The organism is Pseudomonas sp. 18173 (assembly GCF_050432945.1).
Classification (GTDB): domain Bacteria; phylum Pseudomonadota; class Gammaproteobacteria; order Pseudomonadales; family Pseudomonadaceae; genus Aquipseudomonas.
In genome coordinates this window covers 22972-45699 of record NZ_JBKFTN010000003.1, presented here as the reverse complement: position 1 = coordinate 45699, position 22728 = coordinate 22972, and the positions used below count along the sequence as shown (strand labels likewise).

The following is a 22728-nucleotide window of genomic DNA, read 5'->3' as shown; positions in this document are numbered from 1 at the left end:
TGCGTGGACTCGCGTCCGCTCAATGAGTGCTGCCAGCGAACCAGCCATCGTGACGGCGCAGGCGCCAGGCGATCACGCCGAGGGTCAGGCTGCGCAGCAACATGAACAACAAAAAGGTTATCCACAGACCATGGTTGCCCCAGTCTTGCAGCGCCCAGCCGAAAGGCAGCACCAACGCTACGGTCAGCAGCATGCCATTGCGCATTTCCATGGCGCGGGTAGCGCCGATGAACAGGCCGTCGAGCAGGTAGCTCCAGACGGCAATCAGCGGCAGTACGGCAAGGTAGGGCAGGTAGATGAATGCGGTGTCGCGCACACTCTGAATGTCCGTCTGCATCTCGATGAACAAATGCCCGGCGAGCAGGAACAGTGCGGCAAAACCCAGGCTCGCCAGCAGCGACCAGCCGCCGGCCACCACCAATGAGCGGCGCAGGGCATCACGGTCGCGGGCGCCAAGCGCATGTCCGCACAGGGCCTCGACGGCGTGGGCCAGGCCATCGAGGGCGTGGGCGGTGAGCAGCAAACCATTGAGCAGCAAGGCATTGGCCGCGACCGTGGCGTCGCCCAGCCGCGCGCCTTGCACCGTGATCAGGAAAAACACCGATTGCAGCGCCAGGCTGCGGATGAAAATGTCGCGGTTGACCGCCAGCAACGGCCGCCAACTCTGCCACAGCGCCAATGCCGCCCAGACGATATGCCCGGGGTAGGCACGCAGGGCTTTGCGGGTCATCAGCAAACCGATCAGTGCACCGGTCCATTCGGCAATCACCGAGGCCCGGGCAGCACCCACCACGCCCCATTCCAGGCCGAGGACAAACCACAGGTTCAGGGCAATGTTGACCAGGTTGGTGCTCAGCAAGATCGCCAGCGGCGCCCGGGCATTCTGGGTGCCGAGAAACCAGCCGACCAAGGCATAACTGGCCAGCGCCGCCGGCAGGCCGAACAGGCGGGTGTGGAAAAATTCGCGGGTCAGGTGATCGAGTTCCGCCGATGGCTGCATGAAGTGCAACGCGACCCCGCTCAATGGCACGCCCACCGCACCCAGCACCACGGCCAGGCCGATGGCGAGCAACAGGCCTTGCAACAGAATCTGCCGCAAGGCCGCACCATCTCCACGCCCGGCTGCCTGGGCGGCGAATCCGGTGGAGCCCATGCGCAGAAAACCCATGGCCCAGGCAAGGAAGGTATACAGACTGGCCCCGACCGCGACGGCGCCGAGTTGATGGGCATGGGGCAGGTGACCGATGACGGTGCTGTCGACCAGTGCCACCAGCGGTACGGAAATGTTCGAAAGAATCATCGGCGCGGCGAGCGCCCAGACCCGGCGATGGGTAGGGCGGTCGCGCCAGTCGGCGGTCAGGTTGGACATGCAGGCTCCTTGGCGGAGCGGGCATTGTAGCGGCACATTTGAATTCTTCCGCGATCGATTGTGGGTGCGAGCCTGCTCGCGAAAGCATTCTGTCAGACGCATTGATACTGGATGGGATGCCGCCTTCGCGAGCAGGCTCGCTCCCACCGTGTTCGGTGGGGTCAGTGAATGATCCAGCTGAGCAACCAGAGCCCCAGCACCAACCAGATGAGCCCCATGATGAACGACGCATTGAGAAATGCGCGGATCGCCGACCAAAGCAGGATCAGCCCGAGGATCAAGGTCACGATGCTGACGATCGAAGTATCCATGCCCAGCGCCATGGACAGGCCTTCGATAAAATTGCTGCTGGCGTTGCTCAACAGATTGAACAGCCCACTGAGGCCATCAACGATGAAGCGGATGATCGAGCCGAGTACCTGGCCCAGCCATTCGAAAAAACCTTCTACCTGCATGGAGTGAACGTCCTGATATAAAAGAATTGAGCCTTGGGCTGCCGATCATGCTGCCGAGTTCCCACAAGCATAGAGCGTTGCACAGTACCTGTGGGAGCGGGCTTGCTCGCGAAAGCGGCTGTCCAGTCAGTTATGATTCGACTGACACTCCGCCTTCGCGAGCAAGCCCGCTCCCACCCCTTGCCATCCTCGGTCATCCCCCCGAAGCTATACGTCTTCAGGAGAGCCCGATGAACCTTGTTGAACTGACCGAACGCCTGCACGCCATCCGTGACCGCAATGACTGGCGGCAATTTCACAGCCCGAAAAACCTCGCCATGGCCGCGAGTGTGGAAATGTCCGAGCTGGTGGAAATTTTCCAGTGGCTGACCGAAGACCAGTCACGCCAGTTGCCGGCGGACAAACTCGCCCACGCCGGGCAGGAAGTCGGTGACATCGTGCTTTATCTGTTGCTGTTGTGCAGCGAGCTGGGCCTGGACATGGAGGCCGTGGTGCGCAGCAAGCTGGCCGACAGCGAGCGGAGGTTCAGCTGATGAGCGACCGTCATTTCGATCAACTGGCGACCCGTTTCGCCGAAAAAATCTACGGCGGTGCCAAAGGCGCGATCCGTCTGGCGGTGCTGCAGGCCGATCTGGCCGAAATCCTGCCCGACCGGCCGCTGCGCGTTCTGGACATCGGCGCCGGCCTTGGCCACATGTCGTTGTGGCTGGCCCAGCGTGGCCATCAGGTGACCCTCGCCGAGCCAGCCGAACCGATGCTCGAAGGCGCCCGCCAGCGTTTTGCCGAAGCCGGGCAGAGCGCGACGTTCATTCAGGCACCGTGGCAGGAGCTGCTCGGGCAGCTCACTGAACCCTACGACCTGGTGCTGTGCCACGCCGTGCTGGAATGGCTGGCCGAACCCCATGCCATCCTGCCGGTGCTGCATCAGCTGACCAAGGCGGACGGCTGGCTGTCCCTGGCGTTCTACAACCGCGATGCACTGATTTATCGCAACTTGCTCAAGGGCCATTTCCGCAAGATGCGCAAGAACGACATGGCTGGCGAAAAGCAGAGCCTGACCCCGCAGCAACCCCTTGATCCACGCGAGCTGGCGGCGCAACTTGAAGGTCTGTGGCGGGTCGAATCCCAGAGTGGAGTAAGGGTTTTTCACGATTACATGCCGGTGGAATTCCAGGCCCGTGCCGCGCTGGCGGACCTGCTGGAAATGGAACTGGCCCACCGTCGTCACCCGGGCTTTGCCGGGCTCGGGCGTTACTTGCACTGGATATGTCGGCCTGTCTGATCGGAGCGCGATATGAAAAGTCATTCAGGTGTACTGATGTTCTGCCTGGGGCTGGCCGCTTGTCAGGGCAGCAACCCCTATGTCGCCACATCCAACCCTTTGCCACCGGCGCCACCCCAGGCTGCCAACACCTTTGACCGCAGCGCTTACCCGGCAGCACCGCGTGACTATGGCCGCTACCGCAGCTGGGCCTGGCTCGACGGGCACCTGCCAGCGGGCACCGCCTGGGCCGACTCGGCGCAGGTCGCCGAAGCGGTCAGCAATGCGCTGGATCAACGCGGCTTGCGCCCGTTGCACGACAATCGCCCAGCCGACCTGTTTGTCAGCGCCGACCTGCGCCTGGAAACCCGCTTGCGCCAGGTTCAGGACGATTACGGTTACTACGGCGGTTACGGCGGCTACGGACCGGGGTACGGCATGTACGGTAGCGTGCCGATAGTGCGCACCTACTCAGAGCAGGTCGTGGTGGTTCAGGTGGATCTGTTCGACGCCAAGAGCGGCCAGCCAGTGTGGAGTTCGAGCGCTGAAACCGGCAACCGGGGCAGCGAAAGCGAGCGGGCCGACGCGATTCGGGAGGCTGTGGAAAAGGCGATGTCGGCGTATCCTCCTAGTTAGCTTCTTGTAGATAAGAAGCATTCCACAGGATCATGCCTTCAACCGGAGAACCATCATGTTCCGCCGTTTTGTATTACTGGCAGTGGCCGCGCTGCTCAGTGCCTGCGCCGCCAACCAGGTCAATAATGACTTCGACGCCAGCCGCGATTTTGCTGCCTATCGCAGCTGGACCTGGAAAGAACCCGCCGTGCAATACCGTCCAGATGATCCTCGCCTCAAGAGTGACCTGACCGATCAGCGCATCCGTCAGGCGGTTGCCGATCAACTGGATCAGCGCGGTCTGCGTCCGGCCGCTACAGGCGCCAAGGGCGATTTGAATGTGCAGACTTATCTGGTTGTCGAAGAGCGGCAACAACAGGTGACCACCAATTACGGCGGCGGCTGGGGTAACCCGTGGCATGGCTACTACGGCGCTCCCATGTATAACGAAACGCGCAATGTCAGCTACAAGGTAGCGACCCTCCAGATCGACATGCTCGATGGCAAGGACGGCAAGCTGGTGTGGCGCGGCAGTGACGAACAAATACTCAGCCGCACGCCGAACCCGTCGGATCGTCGCGATGCCATCCGGGAAACAATCACGCGGATATTGGCCAACTATCCACCGCACGCCTCTTAGAATCCCCCGGTCCCTCGACCCCTGTGCGCCTCACAGGGGTTTTTTATGCTGGACGCTGGCAAGTTGCCAGCAGCTGCGACCACCCTTGTCTACACTGCTTGTCACCCATGGAGGTTGCGTCCGGCAGTGCGCCGGCAAAGGAGTGCACCATGTCTCCCCGCCTGCAGTTTCGCGGCCCGGCCCGGCAACGGGGAGCGATCGGCTTGATGGCTGCGTTGACCCTGGTCCTGGCTTTGGGGTTCATGTTGTTGGTGGTCGATACCGGCAGGCTGTACCTGGAAAAGCGCAGTTTGCAGCGCGTCGCCGACATGGCCGCGCTTGAAGCGGCCACAAGGGGTGGAGACTGTTCCGCCGGCTCCACCGCGAACACCTATGCCACGGCCAGCGCCCAACGCAATGGTTTTGCGTTACCCGTTACGGGGCGCGCACTGGCGGTGGCTTGCGGTACGCTGGCACTGGATGCCAACAACCTTCGGGTCTTCAGTGCAGACTCCAGCAAAAACGATGCTATCCGGGTTATCGCCAGCCACGTCGTGCAACAGAGTATTGCCGGAGGTATTGGCGCGCTGTTCGGCGGTGCGCCGGCAGGGTCAACCATGACGCTCACCGCCACGGCGGTCGCCGCGCTGCCGCCCCCCTTGGCGGCATTGACGATCCGCAGTACGGCCCTGACCTTCGATACCAGCAAGGCCGACATTACCAGCCTGCTGTTCGGGGGATTGCTCGGCGGCAACGTCAGTATCAGTGCGGCGGGTTGGAACGGCCTGGTCAATACCGACATCAGCCTGCTCGGCTACCTCGATCGGTTGAAAGTCGACCTCGGCCTGACCGCGGCTGGCTACGATCAGGTACTGGGCAGTACGGTCAATGTCAGCCAGTTGATCCAGACCGCCGTCAACGTGCTGGACCCCGGCGGCACACTAGGCGCCACTGCAACGATCGTCAGCCTGCAGGCATTGAAGGTGGCAGCGGGTACGACTTCCGTCGTGCTGGGGAATATGTTGCATGTTGAAAGTGGCACCGACATTTCGGCCCTTGCCGTGAACCTGAAAGCGTTCGATCTGATCGAAGGGTTTGTGCAGCTGGCCAACAAGAAAAATGCCCTGGTCGCAACCTTGCCGATCAACCTCGCGGGGCTGGCGCAAATCACTGCACGGGTGCAGGTGATGGAACCGCCGCAACTGTCTGCCATCGGCAACCCGAAAAACGCGGCATTGGCCCCATTGGGGCCCAACCGGATCTATGTGCGCACAGCCCAGGTCAAGACATTGTTGTCGATCAACCTGCCCGTACTGGACGCCTTCACACCACTGGTCAACGCTGTCGTCGATCTCGTTGCACCGCTGACCAACACCCTGAAGGCATTGCTGAACCTGGACCTGGTGGGTGTTGTCAACTCAGTGACCTGTGCGTTGCTCGTGCCCTGCGACACGCCGGAAATCCTGTTGTTGCCACCCCCCATCCGAATTGATGTAGCACTGGAGGCGGCCGGTGCCTGGAGTTATGTCACGGCTTACAGCTGTGTGAGTGCGACGAATAAAAACCTGACGACCAATACCACCACCACTTTGATCGGATTGAAGATCGGGCAGATCACCCCGGCCGATGTGTTTGGCTCATCCACCGTTCCCCCCACCAACAACGTCAGTCCTCTGAAGGTCATCGATATCGGCGTCAAGACCTGCCAGCGGCTGCTGTTCCTGCCCGTAAGCTGTTACAACCATCGGCCCGGCATTGGCGGTGGCATCGATATCATGCTCAACACCTCGATTGCTCAGAATGCCAGCATGTCCCACGTCTATTCAGCGCCGGCGGCGGCCAACCTTCCGGAGATCAATCAGCCGCCGTTCTACTACGCCTACACCACGACCAATATCGTCAACAGCCTGAACACCACTGTCAGCAACCTCGGTGTGAACATGTACGGGCCGTCGGGCAGCATCGTGGGGGGCTTGGGGACGATTTTGAACGATGTCACTGCAGCGCTGGTCAATGCGGTCAATACGGTGCTCAGCCCGTTGCTGGACACGCTGATCAACACGTTGCTGGCGAGCCTGGGTATCGACCTGAACAAAGTCGAGGTCGGGGCCAACCTCAGTTGTCACTCGGGACGCCCATCGCTGGTGATCTGATCCGACAGCACAATCGGCAGTTCGATGCAGAAACGCGCACCCTCGGTGGAGTTCCTGACACTCAGTTTACCGCCCATGTTTTCGACGATGCCGTAGCTCACCGAGAGCCCCAGGCCAGTGCCGACGCCCACCGGTTTGGTGGTGAAGAACGGCTCGAAAATCCGTTCCAGCAAACGCGGGTCGATCCCGCCGCCGTTGTCCTCGACCCACAGGCGGACCGAGTGCGTATCCCGTTCGGCATACAGCGAAATCCACGGCTTGAACCCGGGCCGGGTTTCGCGCTTGCCGAGCAGCGCGTCCCGGGCGTTGACCATCAGGTTGATCAACACCTGTTCAAGCTGATCGACGTAGCCGCGCACCTGCACTTCAAAACCGGTCTCGCTGACGCGCAGGTCGACGCCTTTGCCGCGCATGCCCTCGGACAACAGCGACAGAGTGCCTTCGATGGCCTGGGCCGGGTTGAAGGGTTGCTGCTCGATTTCCGAGCGGCGGCCGAACACCCGCATGTGGTCCACCACCCGCGCGGCGCGCTGCACCTGGGAGTCGATGCGGGTGAGTTTGTCGAGCAGGTAATCGACCTGCACGTCACCGTTGTTCAGCCGCTTTAGCACATTGACGATGGCCATGCGCATCACGTTCAACGGCTGGTTGATCTCATGGGCCAGGCCGGTGGCCATCTCACCGAGGGTGGCCATTTTCGCGCTTTGCGTGAGCTGTTGCTGCGAGCGCCGCACCTCGGTGTTGTCGCGCCCCACAGCCTGAATTTCGAGCAACCGGCCCTGTTCGTCGAATACCCCGCGATCGGACCAGACCCACCAGGCGTGTTCGCGGCCGGGCAGTTGCAGGTTGATCTCGGCGGTGCTGACCGGAAACTCGGGGCTCAGTTGGTGCAGCCGTTGGGTGAACGCATCGCGTTGTTCCCCGGACATCCAGCTGCCCAGGTTCACCCCCGGCAGTTGCTCGGGCGCCAGTTCCAGGTAAGTGGCCAACGGGCGGTTGCCGAAGGTCAAGGTCAGGTCCGGCTGGTAGCGGCAGATCATCGCCGGCGAGTCCTCCACCAGAATCCGGTAGCGTTCCTCGCTCTGCCTGACCTGTTCGGTGGCCAGGGTCGCCTCGGTGACGTCCAGCCACAGGCCCACGGCTTCCACCGGCAAGCCGAGGTCGTCGCGCAACAGCTTCGCTTCATCCAGCAGCCAGTGATAGTCGCCGCGACTGTCGCGTATCCGGTAGCGGGCGCGCACCGAGCCTTCACGCAGCAACCGTCGCGTGCGCTCGAAGTACTGCAGGCGGTCGTCGGGATGCACCCGCTCCACCAGCGTCCCGGGCGCGCAGTCGGCGAGGCTCAAGCCAAGCAAGGGCAACAGGCTGTCGCTGAAGAACACCGGTTGCAACGCACCTTCGACATAGCGCTGCACATAAATCACCGCTGGCGAACTGGCGATCAGATTGTCCAGGCGCGCATGGGCCGCGGCGGCGCTCTGCTCCTGGTTCTTGATGTCGCTGATGTCGAGCATGAAGCCCACCAGCCGACGGTTTTTCCCCACGCCCAGCGCCTGGCCTTGCAGGCGATACCAAATGGGTTCGGGCGTATCGTCGGGGCGATACAGGCGCACGCACAACAACAGCGGCGTGCCCGAATCCTGCAAGTCTTGCAGGCGGATGCGCAGTTCCTCGCGGTCGGCGGGATACACCTGATCGAGCCAGTCCTGCACGGTTAAACGTGACGTTCCAAGGTTCAGGGTCGTGGCCAGAGAAGGTGCCAACTGCACCTCGCCGCTGTCGCTGAAGACTTCCCACCAGCCTGTGCCGAGCAACGCTTGCAGCGATTCCAGGCGTTCCAGTTGCAGATGATGGCGGTGCTCGCGCAGGCGTTCGAGCAAAGGGCTGGCGAGTGCGGCGGCGATTTGCAGCCAGTCGCGCTCAGTGACGTCGGGGGCGTGTTGTGGCGCCGTGTAGAAACCGCACAGCAACCAGGCCACCAGCCCTTGCGCATCGTGGTAGGGCACGGCGAAGCCATCGACATTGCCGAAGGTGTCTTGCAGGCGCGGGTGTTCGCGCAGGGTCAGGTGCTGTGGTGACAAGCCACTCAAACTGTCCAGCCCCGTGCCCAGGCGCTGGCCGTTTTGCCACAGTTGCGGTGCGTCGTGGGCTGCGTAGTGTTGGTGAATCTGCCAACCCTGTCCCAGCTCATCGAGCAAGGCCAGGGCAATGCAGGGAATCTGAAAGCGCTGGGCCAGGCTTTGCAGTTGTTCGCCCAGCATTTCGGGCAGGCGCGTCAGGCTGCACAGGCGCAACTGTTCGGCGATGTGCATCGCCAGCACCTGGCACTGTTCACGGTTGCGCGACTGCCGGCGTTCGAGCAGCAAGTCGCCGATGTCGAGCATCTGCAACAGCCAGGCATCGGCCGAGGGTTGCACCCAGCCGCGCAGATGCAGCGGCGGCCCGTTGAGGCTGTAGAAGTCCAGATCCAGGGTTTGTCCCTGCCAGTCAGCCGGCACTCCTTCGATGGCGAGGCTGCTGTGGGGCAACAGGAAGTTGAGCAGGTGCGGTGCTTGTGCGCCGGGGTTTTGCTGGGCCAGCAAGTGCCGCAGCGGACCGCTCAGTTGAACCACACGCCCCTGGGTATCCAGTTGCACCTGCAGTCCGAAGCTGTGCACCCGCGGTGTCTCTTGCGGCTCCGGCGGGGGCGGCGGATGGCGATTGAGCAGGCGCCCGAAGAGTTTGTCGCCGGCACTCAAAATTGCAGGCTCGCACTGGCCGTGAGGGTCGCCGGCAGATTCGGCACCTGACCGATGCCCGGCAGGTTCAGGAACGGGATGGCGGCGTTGATTTTATTGGTGGGGTAACTGATGCGCACGGTCAGCAAGCCACCGACGTAAGTGACACTGGCGTCGGTTGCGGTATTGAAATTCAGGGCCGGTGGAATCCAGGCCGTTTGCGTGGTCAATTCCGTCTTGGCGAGGGCGATCAGCGCGGCATTGTAGCCGGGGGTGGAAGGGTCCAGCGCCACGCTGCGGCGCACGGCTTCGGCGGTCGAGCGGTTGAACGACTGCATCAGCAGCAGCGGCAGGCTGTAGCTGATGATGCCGTAGAACACGCCGAAAAAGATGATGAACACCAGGGCGAACTCAATCGCGGCGGCGCCTTTTTGTTTGTGGGGGAGGCTGGCTTTCATGAGTGTGTCTACCCTGACCAACACTGTGTAATGTCAGCATAGAATCATTCAGCCAAAACGGACGATTTTTACCGAATGCAGAGCTTTGTCCTACTGATCTGGCTGGCGCTGTGCGCCGCACAGGATGCCCGGCAACGGCACATCGCCAATGGCCTGACCCTGGGTGCCGGCGCCCTGGCCCTGGCCTGGTTGCTGTGGAACGGAACGACCTGGCTGGGTGCCGAGGCGCAACAGGGCGGCTGGGCATTTTTGCTGGCCCTGGGCTTCACGCTACCGGGCTACGCCATGAAACGCCTGGGCGGCGGCGACGTGAAACTCATGGCGGCCCTGGGTCTTGCGACGGACGGTATGCACGTGCTCGGCACCTTTATTGGCGCCGGATTGGCCAGTGTTTTCTGGCTGCTGCTGGCGCCAAGAGTCTGGCTTCATATGAGTCAAGGGCTTAGAACCCATCTTTTTTATATGGCGCCTGAAATGTCAAGGAAGCAGCCATTTGCACCTTTTGTGCTGGTGGGGTTGATGCTGACCTTCGCCTGGTTCCACTAGTCATCCCTTGTATGTACAGAGCCTGAAACTAGGTCTACTTTTCAGACAGAAGTCATTCAGCCGGTGGCTGTCAGTGAGGGACGGGTCAACCTTTGACCTGACAGGGAGTTGCACGTGAGCAAGTTTACTTCGGCAGTAAAAGTCCTTGTGGTCGACGATGCACCCTTGATCGTTGAAGAGCTTTGCGAATTTCTGGAGGGTAAAGGTTACCGTTGCGTTCCCTGCGAGTCGGGCTATCAGGCGATCGAGCGTTTCAGCAATGATCTCGATATCGGCCTGGTGTTGCTGGACTTGCACATGCCCCGCATGGACGGCATCGAGTTGATGCAGGAGCTGCAACGGCTGTCGGGCAAGCACCGGGCGTTCGAGGCGATCATGCTGACCGGGTGTGCCGACAAGCAGGATGTGATCAAGGCCCTGCGCGCTGGCGTTGCCGACTATTACCAGAAGCCGATCGATCTGGAGGAGTTGTTCGAAGGATTGCAGCGTCAGGAAGTGGTCTTGCAGGAGAGGCACAAGCACCTGCAATTGGGGCATTTGAATCAGAAGCTGCAGTATTTGTCCGAGTCGATCGAAGATCTGTACCAGGATCTGGACAAGGTGCGACGTGGTCCGCATGTGGCTGGCGAGCTTGACCGGGGTGGCGCTGATGCCGATGGGCTGGAGATTCCGGCGATTTTCCATCAACTGTCTCCGCGGCAACTGGAGGTGGCGCGGTCGGTGGGCAAGGGGCAGACCAATTATCAGATTGCCTGTGAGTTGGGGATTACCGAGAACACGGTGAAGTTGTATGTGTCGCAGGTGTTGCGGTTGACGCATATGCATAATCGGACGCAGTTGGCTTTGGCTTTGTCGCCCAGTGGTTCGGGGTTGCGGCAGAGGGTTTTGGCGCACTGATTTTGTGTACATATCCGATTTCTTGGTAACGGCTACTTATGGTTTCGCCCTTACGGCGACTCACTTTTTTTACAAGCGCCTAAAAAAAGTAAGCAAAAAAACGCTCGCCCCGAACGTCCGACCCCTCGCTTGGGCTCGGGGTTCCTTCGCTCCGGCATTCATCCGGGGGCATTGCCCTACGGTTTGCTTCGCTGCACCTCCCTGCAATGTGTGCGGCGTGCGCCGCACGGCGCTGCGCGCCATTCCCCGGATGAACACCGGAACGAGGCCTGCCGAGGGGGCGGGCAAATCAAAAGCAAGCGAGGCGAGCTAACGCTCGACCTCGTGGTTTGGGGGGACGACAGTCTGATCTTCTGTGGGAGCGGGCTTGCTCGCGAAGGCGGCCTGCCAGCCGACCATTTTCATTCAGATACCCCTGCCCAACTGTGGGAGCGAGCCTGCTCGCGAAGGCGGTCTGACAGCCAACCAATCCCTAGTTTTTTTCCTCAACTTCCTAGGAAACCTCCGACATGCTTTTCAGGTTGTCCGTCGGAAGTGCGATCTCTAGCCTCTGTCCGTCGCTGCAAAATCAGCGTCCGGGCGTCGCGGCTCGATTCCTAAGGCATAATCGCTCCACCTGACAACAACACATTCTTGTGTCTGTCGTTCTGTGTCATGGCGACTGTGCGCGGGATACCTTCGGGTATGCCGAGCTGCCTCTGGGATCGGTCCGCGAACCCGCGTACAGCTGCCACCCCAATTTGTTTCGCGGCAATTTGGACGTGGCTCCATTTCATCCCAGAGGTGCAACCATGATCAAACCCACCCCCAATCCCCCCAAACAACCCGCCATTCACAAACCCGGCACCATGTTCGTCATCGCCCCTGGCATCGATACCGAAACCCTGCTGGCCCACGCCTGTGAATCGTTGGCGTCGGCGAGTGTGATGGCGAGTGATTTCGCGGGGTTTCTGCAGGGTTCGCAGCGCAATACGATGCTGGGGATCGCGCAGGTGATCATGCTCGGCGAGCTGGCGGTGAATCGGGCGCTGGATAATCTCGACCCGCAGGATTAGTGGACAAAGGCCCGGGACAGGGCCGTGAAGCCCGGGCCGGCGAGGACGATCAGTAGCGCCGGGAAGAGAAACAGCATCATCACGACGGACATTTTGGCGGACATCTTGGAGATGTATTCCTGCAGGCGCGTCAGGCGCCGGTCATCGAGCAATTGCTTGAGCGCCAGCAAGGATTTCATCGCGCCACCGCCCTGATGGATCAATTGTTGAAGGATCACGCAGGTGTCGGTGAATTCATCCACCGAAAGCAATCGGGTGGCTTTGTTCAGCTCTTCGCCCAGTTCCATGCCCGAGTCGACGCGGGTCAGTATCAGGCGCAACTCATGGGTCAGGGCGGGCAGCAACTGCCTGCCTTCCTGGCTCAGCACACGCAGTGATTGCTCCACCGCCATGCCCGATTCGAACAGGGTGCGCAGCAGTGCGATGAATGTCGACGTCTCGATGGCGAGTTGTTTTTGCCGACGCTGTGCGGCGGCGGCGAGCCAGCGTTTGGGCAACAGATAGCCGGCACTGGTGGCGAGCATCGGGGCCATCCAGTGGTTCTGCACATTCGGGTAGAACAATCCCTGGATCAACAGGCAAAGGGACAGCGCCAGCACCGGCATGCCCACCTGCAAGGCGGCGAACATCGAGCGTTGGCGAACGCTGCGCCAGCCCAGGCGGTTGAGCAGGCTCTGGGTTTCGTTGTCCATTTTGACCGACTGCTGTCCAAGGCGACTGGCGCCCAGGGCATGCAGCAATTGGCTGAAGTGGCTATCGCCAGGCGCCTTGCCATCCAGGCGCTGGGCCACCTGGCGCGCTCGTCGGTGTTGCTCCAGCAAAGCGCTGAGCAGCAACAGTGCTGCCCCGAACAGGAGTAACGCACTGATCAGCAAAGGCATCTTCATATTCATAGGCTACGCAACATGCGCCACAGCGCGAGGCAGCCGATCACCTGAAAACCGAAGGCACTCGCCAGCATGGTTTGCCCCGAGCTGTCGTGCCACATGGAAAGCAGGTAGGTCGGATTGGCGAGCAGAAAGTAGCCGGCGACCGTCACCGGCAACAGGGCCAGGACCACGGCCGTGATACGGGTTTCGCCGGTCATGGCCTTCAACTGGCGGGCCGCTTGCTCGCGCTCGCGGATCATCTTGATCAGGTTTTCCAGCAGCTCACTGGCATTGCCGCCGTAACGATGGTTGACCTTCAGGCCGAGCGCGAACAAGCGCAGTTCATCTTTTTCGTACAGCTCGGCGAAGTCCGACGCGGCGTCCGCCAGGCTGACTCCCAATTGCACATTGCGCTGAATCCGGCCCATGGCATTTTTCAGCGGGTCTTCGGCGGCATCGATGGCGCCAAGCACGGCATCGGCCAGGGTTCGTCCGGACTTCAGGCTGCGCACGGCATGGTCGAGCAGCATCGGTAGCTGTTCGACCATCCGGGCGAGTCGACGTTGATATCGCCAGCTGACAAACAGCCGTACCACCGCAGGAGGCACCAGCAGCAACAGCAGTGCGCCGATCCAGCCGCCCTCGGCAAACCCCAGCAGCACCCCGAGTATCCAGAACGCCAGCCACTGGCCCAGGCGGTCGGTGGGGCGTCCGAGCCCGGCGCGCAGGAACGCCCGCTCAAGCCCTGCCCACGATGATTTGTGCACGACCCGCTGCGGTTGCCCCTGGTTCAGGCGCCCCAGGATCCGCTCATTGCCGGTCTGGCGCATACCGTTGTAGAGCAAGCGCAGCGACAGGCCGAGAAGGGTCAGGCAAACGAGGATGAGCAGCGCCGGTTTGAGCATGCGATGGCCTCAGTACGCCGAGGGAGACAGCGCCGAGTCCCGGCGCAGTTTGTCGCCAGCCGGGTTGATCGCCTCGCGCAGGAAACCGAAACCGGTGTGGCGGTCGAAACGGAACAGCGTGTTGGTGACATACACGTCGTCGCGCACACCAACGACTTCCACCACTTCACTGACGCAACGGCGACCGTCAGGCAGGCGCGTGAGCTGGATGACCACGTCGAGCGCCGCGCAGATCATTTGCCGCAGGGTGCGCTCGGCGATGCTGCGGCCGGTCAAGCCCACCAGGGTCTCCAGGCGCAGCAGCGCATCCTGGGCGTTGTTGGCGTGTACGGTACTCATCGAACCGTCGTGCCCGGTGTTCATGGCGGTCAACACATCGACCACTTCGACACCGCGAATTTCGCCGAGGATGATCCGGTCCGGGCGCATCCGCAGGGCGTTGCGAATCAGGTCGCTGGCTTTCACCTCGCCATGGCCTTCGGCATTCGGCGGGCGGGTTTCCAGGCGCACCACGTGAGGGTGGCCCAGTTGCAGTTCGGCGACGTCTTCGATGGTGACCAGGCGTTCGTGCGGGCTGATCAACTGGCTGAGAATGTTCAGCAGCGTGGTCTTGCCTGTGCCGGTGCCGCCGCTGATGAGGATGTTGCAGCGTTTGCCCACGGCGTCCTGAATGAATTCGTAGATCGCCTGGTCGATGGTTTGCATCGCCATCAGGTCGGAGCTTTTGAGCATGTCCTGGCGGAATTTGCGGATCGACAGGCACGGGCCATCGAGGGCTATCGGTGGAATGATGGCGTTGACCCGGCTGCCATCAGGCAGGCGCGCGTCGACCATCGGCGAGGACTCGTCGAGGCGTCGGCCCAGCGGCGCGAGAATCCGTTGCATGACCCGTTCGACGTGGTGCGAATCGATAAAGCGCAGGTCACTCAGGTGCAGCACGCCTTCGCGTTCGACAAACACCCGGTGCGGGCCGTTGACCAGGATCTCGGTCACCGCCGTGTCGCGCAACAGCACTTCCAGCGGGCCGAAACCGGTGAGTTCGTCGACGATTTCTTCGGCCAGTCGCTCCATTTCATAGCGGGATATCGCCAGGTGCAAACGCGCGATGTACTCGGCCACTTTGTCGATCACGAACTGCGACAGGGCCTGCCGCGAACCTTCCAGCAGGTTTTTCCCGGACTCTTCGATGGCGTCGATGATGTAGCGGTGCAGTACCAGTTTCAGGCCTTCGTGGTCGGTATTGCCGACCGCGCCGCGCTGGGGTGAACCAAAGAGTTTTTCACTGTTCATTGTGCGCGCCTCAAGCGGTTGAACCAGCCGGTCCTGGGTTTGGCCAGGCCTTCGGAGTGCCTGGCCAGGTGTTCGCCGAGGGCGCGCAGGCCCTGGGTGAGGCCTTCGCGTGGGGCCAGTTCGAACAGGGTCAGGCCCTGGTTCTTGGCGTTGAGCCGCACTTCCGGGCTGTAGGCGAGGGTGGCGATGATCTCCAGATCGAACGTCTTGCCCAGGGTGTCGGAGTCCGGGGCGACGCTGCGCAGGTAGCGGTCAATGAGCAATCTGGCGTGATCGAGCTTCATGCCTTTTTCGCGCCACAGATTGAGCACTGCGAGGTTGCGGCGGCAGTCGAGCACGTTCTGATCGGTGTACCACAACAGCTTGTCGCAATGGCTGACGAAGGTGCGCAGCGCCTCGCTGTCCGGCTGCCCGGTGAGGTTCACCACGATGTGCTGGAAGTGTTGGCGCAGGGCGCTGAGCAACATGTACAACTCGGCGGCGCTGGTGTGGTCCAGTGGTTCATCGCTACTGGAGTAGGCGAGGATGCGCAGCCCGGCTTCGCAGCTGGTGAAGGCGCTGTCGATCAGTGTCGCGTCCAGCCGGCGCAAGTGGCGCAATGCATCGCCGAAATGAAACGAACTCTCCAGGCCGAGCAACGCCAGGCTGTCACCGCGAGGCAAGCCGAGGTCCAGCAGCAAGGTGTGCTGACCGCTTTTTTGCACCACTTGCGCCATGTGTGTGGCCAGCAATGCGCCGTCGGCGCTGCTCTGCACGCCATACAGCACGGTCAGGCGGCCCAGGTGCGTGTTCGGCGCGACAGCGGGCAGGCGTTTGCTCAGGCGCCGCACCAGCCCCGCGACTTCACTGGAGCGAGAGCCATAGGCCACGAAATCCCGGGCCCCGGCACGCATCGCATTCAGTACCAACTGGTTGTCCATGCCGTCGCCCAGTGCAACGATCGCCAGCATCGGTTTGGCTTCCAGCGCGCCTTCGATCAATGCGCTTTGGGCCACCACGTGATCACGGTCCAGGCCGATGAAGACCAGGCTGGAAAACGTCACGTCCACCAGCGCCAACAGTTCGTCGAGGCTGCCGCCACCGGCGCTGACCACCTGACCCAAGGGCGCGAGCGCGCCTTGCAGCCATTCCAGGTCGGTGCTGTTGCGCGTGATCGCGAGGAAGGTCTGACTGAGGTTCTGGCTCATTGCGATAACCCGCTGCGATGCGTGAATCAGGGAGTTTGTTGAGTGATTTCGTTGCCGCGAATGATTTCCACGCTCGGCTTGCGCGGCGCGACGCCAGGGCTGGTGGCGACGGGTTTGGCTGGCCCGGTCATGGCCAGTTGGCTGAACTGCAACAACTCGCGGTTGGCATTGGCCAGGCTGGCGGCTGAGTTGCTGTCGCCGGCCCAGTAGCGCGCCAGGCGTTTTTCATCGGCGCTGCGCACGGCCAGGCGCAACACGCCGGCCTGGGTCGCAAGCATCAGGCGGCTTACCAGTTTTTCAGGCACGGCGAGCAACACGGTCCGGGCCGTGGCGCGGGATTGATCCAGTTTGAGTTTTTCATCAGCGTTGCGCGCCGGGCTGGAGGGTTGGCCGTCGTTGGTCAATCCCAACTGTTCGCCGACCCCGAGCACCCGCAAGGCGGGCACCACGAGTTGGGCCGTCGGCTGGGGATTGAGGGTGTCCATGCGCAGGAACAGCAGCACGTCGACATAGTCACCGGGTGTCAGTTGCCCACCGATATTGACCACTTCGTCCACGGCGACCGCCAGGGCGCGTTCATCGGGGCGGATCATCCGCGACAGTTTGCTGCCGGCCTCGAAACTTTCGTCATTGAGCCAGCTCCCGGCCGTCAGGGCGCGCCAGGGTGTGCGGCCAATCGCCTGGTCGAGGCTGGTCAGGCTGCCGGCCGGGACGGTGCGCAATTGTTCCAGGGCGATATCGGCAGCGGTGATCGGCGCGAACGGCGCGACATCATTGACCAGCACGACCACGGGATGGCGGGTAGGGTCTTCTACCGGTGATTGAGCGTTGGCGAGTGCTGCACCGATGGTGGATTGGGCAACGGGCTCGGGGGCCGGTTGACGACTCAACGTGAGCCCCCAGTAACCGGTAATGATGGCGCCGAACAGAAACAATCCGGCAAGGCCCAGAGTGACGCGGCTGTTCATGAAGGCTCTCCCTTTCCTGCTGCGCTAAACCCCGCCAAGTCCAACGAGACAACTTCGCAATCAGGCAGCTATGAACATGGAACTATTTTGCTATTTGACCGTAGCGCAGGTAGAGCGAAATGCCATTAGTGCGGGGAAAATATCTAACGAAAGTACAAACTTGCGCTGAAATAACCGGTTTTTGACGTCAACGAAACGGTTAATACTTTAGTGTTAATGCGTATTTACAGTTGTTGGGCCGGGGAATGCCGACAATGCTGGTGCTGGCACTGGGGAATCATGTTGCGTCCGTGCAACACCCGTCGTCGTCCAGGAGAAATGTCATGTCTTTTTCCAAGCTTGTTCAGAAGGTCAAATCCGGGATCGCTTTTTACAAAGGGCTGGCCAAAGATACCGAGGGTGCATCGGGTATTGAGTACGCGATTATTGCGGCCATGGTTGCGGTGGTACTGGCCGGTTTCAGTACAGGTGTCCAGACTGCCATTTCCGCTACGTTCACCACGATTAAAGCCGCGCTGTGACAAGGAAGTCGGCCATTTGATTTTGCGTCAAACGGATCCTAACGTCAGTGCTTGGTCCATTGCAGGTGTTACCTCATGAACGCTCTCGCACAGCCACGCCAACAGTTGCTTCTGGTGGATGACGAAGAGGACGCATTGCTCGAGTTGGCGGAGTTGCTGGAGGGCGAGGGGTTCAATTGTTTTACGGCCACTTCGGTCAAGCTCGCGCTGCAGCATCTGACCCGACATCCTGATATTGCTTTGGTGATCACCGATTTGCGCATGCCGGAGGAGAGCGGCATGTCGTTGATCAAGCGGCTGCGCGAGCATACATCGCGTGAGCATTTGCCGGTGATTGTGATGTCGGGGCATGCGGACATGGACGATGTCAGTGACATGTTGCGCTTGCAGGTGCTGGATCTTTTTCGCAAGCCGATTTATCACGTGCGGTTGTTGGAGACGCTGAATAATCTTTTTCCGCTGCCGCAGGTTTATCTGGTCAGGAGGTGACTTGGCGGCCTCTGGGCCGACCAGGCTGTTGTTGTGTGGTGTACATATCCGTTGCTTCGGTCATGGCGGCTGGCGGTTTCGCCCTTACGGCGACTCACTTTTTTTAACAAGCGCCTCAAAAAAAGTAAGCAAAAAAAGCGCTCGCCCCGAACGTCCGGCCCCTCGCTTAGGCTCGGGATTCCTTCGCTCCGGTATTCATCCGGGGGCATTGCCCTACGGTTTGCTTCGCTGCACCTCCCTGCAATGTGTGCGGCAGCGCCGCACGGCGCTACGCGCCATTCCCCGGATGAACACCTCCGCTCAGCCTGCCGAGGGGGCGGGTGGATCAAGATCAAGAGCGGCAGGCGAGCTAACGCTCGGCCTGTGGTGTGGTGAAAAGCGTCTGTGTACGCCGATCTGCTTTTGCTCTGCTTTGCTCTTCTGTGGGAGCGAGCCTGCTCGCGAAGGCGGCCTACTGGCCGACCTGGTTATCTGGCCGTACCCAAGACCTGTGGGAGCGGGCTTGCCCGCGAAGGCGGCCTAATGGTCGACTTTATTATCCGGTCGAACTCATCACCTGTGTGCACAAACTCCCTCGCCACAGACATCAAACATGTCAGGCCACCGGCCGCCAATACCCGACCATATGCTCCAGGTCCCCGGCACCCACCAGCTGAAAGTCCCCGCTCGCTCCCGGCGCACTGGCCAGCAATGTCACCTCGCTGGGCAACCGTACCGGTTTCCTGAACTGCACCGCGATCTCGACATTCCCTACTGGCAGATGCGCGGCCAGTGCTGCCAGCGTGCGGGCTTTGTTCCACAGGCCATGGGCGATGGCGGTCGGGAAGCCGAAGAGTCGGGCGCTGGCTGCGCTCAGGTGGATCGGGTTGTAGTCGCCGGAGACTTTGGCGTATTGCCGACCGATGTCTGAGGGGGCTTTCCAGTGTTCGAGTTCAGTCAGGGCCAAGCTGCTTGCCCGTTGTTCTTCGAGCGGTTCGCCCTCGAGTTTGACCCCGCGACAGAGCATCCGGCTTTGCGCTTCCCACAGTGTTCCCAACTGATCGTCGAGGGTGGTCAGCAGATCGAACGTCGCGCCTTTGGCGTGGGGTTGCAGGTTCTGCACCTGCACGCTGACGCGTGCTCGATTCACTGCGCCCATGGGGCGCAGCACACGAATGCGATTGCTCAGGTGAATCAGGCCCAACAGCGGGAACGGGAACTCCCTGGCCGTGAGCAATTGCATCTGCAAGGCAAAGCCAAGGATATGCGGGTAGGTCGGGGGCAGCAGGCCGTTGTCGGCGAAACCACAGACCTTGCGATAGGCCGCCAGGCGCTTGGGGTCGACATCGACCCAGCAATGCAAACCGGCATCGGGCAAGGTGGTGCCGGTGATTTTTCGTCGCGTCGCCGCTCGTGCGTACAACCCCGGCAGGCTGGGTTCGCGGTCGAGTGTGTGCCAGTCGGTGATCATCCTTAAGCCCCCAGAACGCTCTGCCCGCATACGCGCAACGCTTGCCCGGTGAATGCGCCGGTGCCCGGTTGCGCCAGCCAGGCCACGGCCTCGGCGACGTCTTGCGGCAGGCCGCCCTGGCCGAGGGAACTCATGCGGCGTCCGGCTTCGCGCAGGCCGAAGGGAATGTGCGCGGTCATTTGCGTTTCGATGAAACCCGGCGCCACGGCGTTGATGCTGATGCCACGCGCCTGGAGCAGCGGCGCCCAGGCTTGCGCCAGGCCGATGAGCCCGGCCTTGCTCGCGGCGTAGTTGGTTTGTCCGCGATTGCCGGCGATGCCGCTGATGGAAGCCAGCAGAACCACCCGGCCGTTGTCGTGCAGGGTGCCGCTGTCGAGCAGGGCCTTGGTCAGCACTTGCGGCGCATTGAGGTTGACCGCCAGCACGGCGTCCCAGTATTCCGGGGTCATGTTGGCCAGGGTTTTATCCCGGGTGATGCCGGCGTTGTGCACCACGATGTCGAGGCCGTCGGGCAACTGTTCGATCAACTGCGCGGCAGCGTCTTCGGCGCAGATGTCGAGGGTGATGCTGCGCCCGCCGAGACGCGCGGCGAGGGCGTCGAGATCGACTCTGGCCGGTGGCACATCGAGCAGGATGACGTCGGCACCATCACCGGCCAGGGTTTCCGCGATGGCAGCACCAATGCCGCGCGCTGCACCGGTAACCAGTGCCTTGCGCCCGGCGAGGGGGCGTGTCCAGTCGCTGACGGGTGTTGAACATGGATTCAAGCGAATGACCTGCCCGGATACGAAGGCGCTTTTCGGTGATAGGAAAAACCGCAGCGGGCCTTCCAGTTGTGTCTCGGCACCTTCGCCGACATGGATCAATTGCAGGGTGCCACCGCTGCGCAATTCCTTGGCCAGCGAACGGTTGAAACCTTCCAGGGCTCGCTGCGCGCTGGCGGCGAACGGGTCGCTCAGGGATTGCGGATCGCGCCCGAGAATCACCAGGTGCGCACAGTGATCAAGGTTTTTCATCAGCGGCTGGAAAAACTCGCGCAGTTGCTTGAGCTGATCGGTGTGCAGCAGATCGCTGGCGTCGAACACCACGGCCTTGAGCTTCGGCCCGTGACCTGGAATCCAGGCGGTGGCCATTGAAGGCTCGGTGCCGTAGCTGTAGATCGCATCGGTCAGGCGGTTGGCGAAGGCGCTGACATGTTCCGCCAACGGCCCGCCGCCGATCAGCAGCGCACCTTCCACGGGGCGCAGTCGGCCTGCTTGCCAGCGCTCCAGTCTGGTGGGCGCTGGCAACCCCAGGGCGCCGACCAGGCGATGGCCGATGGACGAGTTGGCGAAGTCGATATAGCGGTCAGACATGGAACGCGCTCCGAAAGCTGGGGTTGAAAGTGTGGACCACGAATGGCGATCAGTCGTTCGATCCACGAGATAAGGCCTACGCTTGGTTACAGCAGAGTAGTTTGTCGCAGGATTTAGTGGGCAATGCAGTCCTTGTGGGAGCGGGCTTGCTCGCGAATGCGGTGGATCAGCCATCAACGATGTTGAGTGTGCCGACCCCTTCGCGAGCAAGCCCGCTCCCACAGGGGGGCTGTGTTCGGTTCAGATCATTCATCAGGAGCTTTTCATGACCCAGCTACGCCGCGTCGCGATCATCGGCGGTAACCGGATTCCCTTCGCCCGCTCCAACGGCCCCTACGCCACGGCCAGTAACCAGGTGATGCTCACCGCCGCCCTCGAGGGCCTGATCGAGCGTTACAACCTGCACGGCCTGCGCATCGGCGAGGTGGTTGCCGGGGCGGTGCTCAAGTTGTCGCGGGACATGAACCTCACACGCGAATGCGTACTGGGTTCGCGGCTGTCGCCTGCCACTCCGGCCTATGACATCCAGCAGGCATGCGGCACCGGGCTGGAGGCGGCGTTGCTGGTGGCGAACAAGATTGCCCTGGGCCAGATCGACTGCGGCATTGCCGGTGGCGTGGACACCACTTCGGATGCGCCGATCAGTGTCAGCGAGGGGTTGCGCAAAATCCTCCTGCAAGCCAATCGCGCGAAAACCACCGGCGACAAACTGAAAACCTTCCTGCAATTGCGACCCGGACATCTGGTCCCCGAGTTCCCGCGCAACGGCGAGCCGCGCACCGGCTTGTCCATGGGCCAGCATTGCGAGCTGATGGCGCAGACCTGGAACATCCCTCGCCAGGCACAGGATCAACTGGCGCTTGAGAGCCACCAGAAACTGGCCGCGTCCTACGCCGAGGGCTGGCACAACGACCTGATGACACCGTTCCTGGGACTCACCCGCGACAACAACCTGCGCCCGGACTCCACGCTGGAAAAGCTCGCCGCCCTCAAGCCGGCCTATGAGAAAAGCGCCAAGGGCACCCTGACCGCAGGCAACTCCACGCCGCTGACCGATGGCGCGTCTCTGGTGCTGCTGGGCAGCGAGGAATGGGCCAAGGCACGCGGGTTACCGATTCTTGCCTACTGGCGTGACGGCGAGGCGGCGGCGGTGGATTTCGTCAATGGCGCCGAAGGGTTATTGATGGCGCCGGTCTATGCCGTACCGCGCCTGCTTGCGCGCAATGGACTGACCCTGCAGGACTTCGACTACTACGAAATCCACGAAGCCTTCGCCGCGCAAGTGCTGTGCACGTTGAAGGCCTGGGAGGATCCGCAGTATTGCCAAACCCGTCTCGGTCTCGATGCGGCGCTGGGCTCGATCGACCGCAGCAAGCTCAACGTCAAGGGCAGTTCACTGGCCGCGGGGCACCCGTTTGCCGCCACGGGCGGGCGCATCGTCGCCAACCTGGCGAAGTTGCTGGATGCGGCGGGCAAGGGGCGGGGGCTGATTTCGATTTGCGCGGCGGGCGGGCAGGGCGTGACTGCCATTATTGAACGCTGAACAAGA

At 61.8% G+C, this 22728-nt stretch carries 22 protein-coding genes; 11 read left to right on the top strand and 11 right to left on the bottom strand.

Going from position 1 to position 22728, the window contains the following annotated elements; genetic code table 11:
- Positions 1-19: 19 nt before the first annotated feature.
- Both ACLD1X_RS04135 and ACLD1X_RS04130 read right to left on the bottom strand, forming a co-directional pair.
- Positions 20-1369 carry an MATE family efflux transporter gene (locus ACLD1X_RS04135; RefSeq protein ID WP_429366246.1) on the bottom strand — a complete coding sequence of 450 codons (1350 nt, stop codon included), beginning with the start codon at positions 1367-1369 and terminating at the stop codon, positions 20-22.
- A 161-nt stretch (positions 1370-1530) separates the two neighbouring features.
- A complete protein-coding gene (locus ACLD1X_RS04130) occupies positions 1531-1824 on the bottom strand; it encodes a hypothetical protein (RefSeq protein WP_429366245.1) in 294 nt (97 codons plus the stop codon).
- A gap of 230 nt (positions 1825-2054) precedes the next feature.
- Here ACLD1X_RS04130 and ACLD1X_RS04125 point away from each other — a divergent pair, with 230 nt between their 5' ends.
- The 5 genes from ACLD1X_RS04125 (at position 2055) to ACLD1X_RS04105 (ending at position 6472) form a co-directional block, all read left to right on the top strand.
- On the top strand, positions 2055-2357 hold the full coding sequence (locus ACLD1X_RS04125) for a MazG-like family protein (RefSeq protein WP_007971343.1): 303 nt from the start codon (positions 2055-2057) through the stop codon (positions 2355-2357).
- Positions 2357-3106 (top strand): methyltransferase domain-containing protein, encoded by a 750-nt coding sequence (locus tag ACLD1X_RS04120; RefSeq protein ID WP_429366244.1) that lies wholly within the window; start codon positions 2357-2359, stop codon positions 3104-3106. The genes ACLD1X_RS04125 and ACLD1X_RS04120 overlap by 1 nt, the downstream gene beginning before the upstream one ends.
- Positions 3107-3118: 12 nt before the next feature.
- Positions 3119-3721, top strand: coding sequence for a DUF4136 domain-containing protein (locus ACLD1X_RS04115; protein ID WP_429366243.1), 603 nt, complete (start codon positions 3119-3121; stop codon positions 3719-3721).
- A gap of 55 nt (positions 3722-3776) precedes the next feature.
- A complete protein-coding gene (locus ACLD1X_RS04110; protein WP_429366242.1) occupies positions 3777-4340 on the top strand; it encodes a DUF4136 domain-containing protein in 564 nt (187 codons plus the stop codon).
- Between the two features lie 149 nt (positions 4341-4489).
- Positions 4490-6472 (top strand): pilus assembly protein TadG-related protein, encoded by a 1983-nt coding sequence (locus ACLD1X_RS04105; protein ID WP_429366241.1) that lies wholly within the window; start codon positions 4490-4492, stop codon positions 6470-6472.
- On the opposite strand, the gene ACLD1X_RS04100 is transcribed toward ACLD1X_RS04105, so the two are convergent.
- Together ACLD1X_RS04100 and ACLD1X_RS04095 are read right to left on the bottom strand one after the other, a co-directional pair.
- Positions 6442-9210, bottom strand: coding sequence for an ATP-binding protein (locus ACLD1X_RS04100; protein WP_429366240.1), 2769 nt, complete (start codon positions 9208-9210; stop codon positions 6442-6444). The genes ACLD1X_RS04105 and ACLD1X_RS04100 overlap by 31 nt on opposite strands.
- Positions 9207-9647 carry a TadE/TadG family type IV pilus assembly protein gene (locus ACLD1X_RS04095; RefSeq protein WP_429366239.1) on the bottom strand — a complete coding sequence of 147 codons (441 nt, stop codon included), beginning with the start codon at positions 9645-9647 and terminating at the stop codon, positions 9207-9209. Before ACLD1X_RS04095 ends, ACLD1X_RS04100 begins: the two co-directional genes overlap by 4 nt.
- Positions 9648-9722: 75 nt before the next feature.
- Between ACLD1X_RS04095 and ACLD1X_RS04090 the strand changes: the two genes are divergently transcribed.
- From ACLD1X_RS04090 to ACLD1X_RS04080, 3 genes are all read left to right on the top strand, one after another.
- Entirely contained in the window at positions 9723-10193 is a 471-nt protein-coding gene (locus ACLD1X_RS04090) for a prepilin peptidase (RefSeq protein ID WP_429366238.1), read from the top strand.
- A gap of 114 nt (positions 10194-10307) precedes the next feature.
- A complete protein-coding gene (locus tag ACLD1X_RS04085; RefSeq protein ID WP_429366237.1) occupies positions 10308-11090 on the top strand; it encodes a response regulator transcription factor in 783 nt (260 codons plus the stop codon).
- 791 nt (positions 11091-11881) lie between these two features.
- A complete protein-coding gene (locus tag ACLD1X_RS04080) occupies positions 11882-12145 on the top strand; it encodes a DUF6124 family protein (protein WP_429366236.1) in 264 nt (87 codons plus the stop codon).
- Here the strand turns inward: ACLD1X_RS04080 and ACLD1X_RS04075 are convergent.
- From ACLD1X_RS04075 to cpaB, 5 genes are read right to left on the bottom strand one after another with little or no spacing between them, the layout of a single operon-like run.
- Positions 12142-13032, bottom strand: a complete 891-nt coding sequence (locus ACLD1X_RS04075) for a type II secretion system F family protein (RefSeq protein ID WP_429366235.1) — start codon at positions 13030-13032, stop codon at positions 12142-12144. The two genes, ACLD1X_RS04080 and ACLD1X_RS04075, sit on opposite strands and share 4 nt — an antisense overlap.
- Before the next feature lie 2 nt (positions 13033-13034).
- Positions 13035-13919, bottom strand: coding sequence for a type II secretion system F family protein (locus tag ACLD1X_RS04070; protein WP_429366234.1), 885 nt, complete (start codon positions 13917-13919; stop codon positions 13035-13037).
- Positions 13920-13928: 9 nt separating this feature from the next.
- The gene (locus ACLD1X_RS04065) at positions 13929-15209 is read right to left on the bottom strand and encodes a CpaF family protein (RefSeq protein ID WP_429366233.1); all 1281 of its coding nucleotides are present in this window, start codon (positions 15207-15209) and stop codon (positions 13929-13931) included.
- A complete protein-coding gene (locus ACLD1X_RS04060) occupies positions 15206-16396 on the bottom strand; it encodes an AAA family ATPase (RefSeq protein ID WP_429366232.1) in 1191 nt (396 codons plus the stop codon). The genes ACLD1X_RS04065 and ACLD1X_RS04060 overlap by 4 nt, the downstream gene beginning before the upstream one ends.
- A 26-nt stretch (positions 16397-16422) precedes the next feature.
- Positions 16423-17364, bottom strand: a complete 942-nt coding sequence (gene cpaB, locus ACLD1X_RS04055) for a Flp pilus assembly protein CpaB (RefSeq protein ID WP_429366231.1) — start codon at positions 17362-17364, stop codon at positions 16423-16425.
- Positions 17365-17687: 323 nt separating this feature from the next.
- Here cpaB and ACLD1X_RS04050 point away from each other — a divergent pair, with 323 nt between their 5' ends.
- Together ACLD1X_RS04050 and ACLD1X_RS04045 are read left to right on the top strand one after the other, a co-directional pair.
- Positions 17688-17885: a Flp family type IVb pilin gene (locus ACLD1X_RS04050; RefSeq protein ID WP_429366230.1), complete on the top strand. Its 198-nt coding sequence runs from the start codon at positions 17688-17690 to the stop codon at positions 17883-17885.
- A 75-nt stretch (positions 17886-17960) separates the two neighbouring features.
- Positions 17961-18374, top strand: coding sequence for a response regulator (locus ACLD1X_RS04045; protein ID WP_429366229.1), 414 nt, complete (start codon positions 17961-17963; stop codon positions 18372-18374).
- Positions 18375-18969: 595 nt separating this feature from the next.
- On the opposite strand, the gene ACLD1X_RS04040 is transcribed toward ACLD1X_RS04045, so the two are convergent.
- Together ACLD1X_RS04040 and ACLD1X_RS04035 are read right to left on the bottom strand one after the other, a co-directional pair.
- On the bottom strand, positions 18970-19824 hold the full coding sequence (locus ACLD1X_RS04040; RefSeq protein ID WP_429366228.1) for a MaoC/PaaZ C-terminal domain-containing protein: 855 nt from the start codon (positions 19822-19824) through the stop codon (positions 18970-18972).
- A 2-nt stretch (positions 19825-19826) separates the two neighbouring features.
- A complete protein-coding gene (locus ACLD1X_RS04035; protein ID WP_429366227.1) occupies positions 19827-21179 on the bottom strand; it encodes a 3-oxoacyl-ACP reductase in 1353 nt (450 codons plus the stop codon).
- 265 nt (positions 21180-21444) lie between these two features.
- On the opposite strand from ACLD1X_RS04035, the gene ACLD1X_RS04030 reads away from it, so the two are divergent.
- Positions 21445-22722, top strand: coding sequence for an acetyl-CoA C-acetyltransferase (locus ACLD1X_RS04030; RefSeq protein ID WP_429366226.1), 1278 nt, complete (start codon positions 21445-21447; stop codon positions 22720-22722).
- Positions 22723-22728 lie beyond the last annotated feature (6 nt).

Bases quoted from the DNA above. Each gene is read 5' to 3' on its own strand.
- ACLD1X_RS04135 (WP_429366246.1), bottom strand. From the start codon at position 1,369: ATGTCCAACCTGACCGCCGACTGGCGCGACCGCCCTACCCATCGCCGG.
- ACLD1X_RS04130 (WP_429366245.1), bottom strand. From the start codon at position 1,824: ATGCAGGTAGAAGGTTTTTTCGAATGGCTGGGCCAGGTACTCGGCTCG.
- ACLD1X_RS04125 (WP_007971343.1), top strand. From the start codon at position 2,055: ATGAACCTTGTTGAACTGACCGAACGCCTGCACGCCATCCGTGACCGC.
- ACLD1X_RS04120 (WP_429366244.1), top strand. From the start codon at position 2,357: ATGAGCGACCGTCATTTCGATCAACTGGCGACCCGTTTCGCCGAAAAA.
- ACLD1X_RS04115 (WP_429366243.1), top strand. From the start codon at position 3,119: ATGAAAAGTCATTCAGGTGTACTGATGTTCTGCCTGGGGCTGGCCGCT.
- ACLD1X_RS04110 (WP_429366242.1), top strand. From the start codon at position 3,777: ATGTTCCGCCGTTTTGTATTACTGGCAGTGGCCGCGCTGCTCAGTGCC.
- ACLD1X_RS04105 (WP_429366241.1), top strand. From the start codon at position 4,490: ATGTCTCCCCGCCTGCAGTTTCGCGGCCCGGCCCGGCAACGGGGAGCG.
- ACLD1X_RS04095 (WP_429366239.1), bottom strand. From the start codon at position 9,647: ATGAAAGCCAGCCTCCCCCACAAACAAAAAGGCGCCGCCGCGATTGAG.
- ACLD1X_RS04090 (WP_429366238.1), top strand. From the start codon at position 9,723: ATGCAGAGCTTTGTCCTACTGATCTGGCTGGCGCTGTGCGCCGCACAG.
- ACLD1X_RS04080 (WP_429366236.1), top strand. From the start codon at position 11,882: ATGATCAAACCCACCCCCAATCCCCCCAAACAACCCGCCATTCACAAA.
- ACLD1X_RS04075 (WP_429366235.1), bottom strand. From the start codon at position 13,032: ATGAAGATGCCTTTGCTGATCAGTGCGTTACTCCTGTTCGGGGCAGCA.
- ACLD1X_RS04070 (WP_429366234.1), bottom strand. From the start codon at position 13,919: ATGCTCAAACCGGCGCTGCTCATCCTCGTTTGCCTGACCCTTCTCGGC.
- ACLD1X_RS04065 (WP_429366233.1), bottom strand. From the start codon at position 15,209: ATGAACAGTGAAAAACTCTTTGGTTCACCCCAGCGCGGCGCGGTCGGC.
- ACLD1X_RS04060 (WP_429366232.1), bottom strand. From the start codon at position 16,396: ATGAGCCAGAACCTCAGTCAGACCTTCCTCGCGATCACGCGCAACAGC.
- cpaB (WP_429366231.1), bottom strand. From the start codon at position 17,364: ATGAACAGCCGCGTCACTCTGGGCCTTGCCGGATTGTTTCTGTTCGGC.
- ACLD1X_RS04050 (WP_429366230.1), top strand. From the start codon at position 17,688: ATGTCTTTTTCCAAGCTTGTTCAGAAGGTCAAATCCGGGATCGCTTTT.
- ACLD1X_RS04045 (WP_429366229.1), top strand. From the start codon at position 17,961: ATGAACGCTCTCGCACAGCCACGCCAACAGTTGCTTCTGGTGGATGAC.
- ACLD1X_RS04040 (WP_429366228.1), bottom strand. From the start codon at position 19,824: ATGATCACCGACTGGCACACACTCGACCGCGAACCCAGCCTGCCGGGG.
- ACLD1X_RS04035 (WP_429366227.1), bottom strand. From the start codon at position 21,179: ATGTCTGACCGCTATATCGACTTCGCCAACTCGTCCATCGGCCATCGC.
- ACLD1X_RS04030 (WP_429366226.1), top strand. From the start codon at position 21,445: ATGACCCAGCTACGCCGCGTCGCGATCATCGGCGGTAACCGGATTCCC.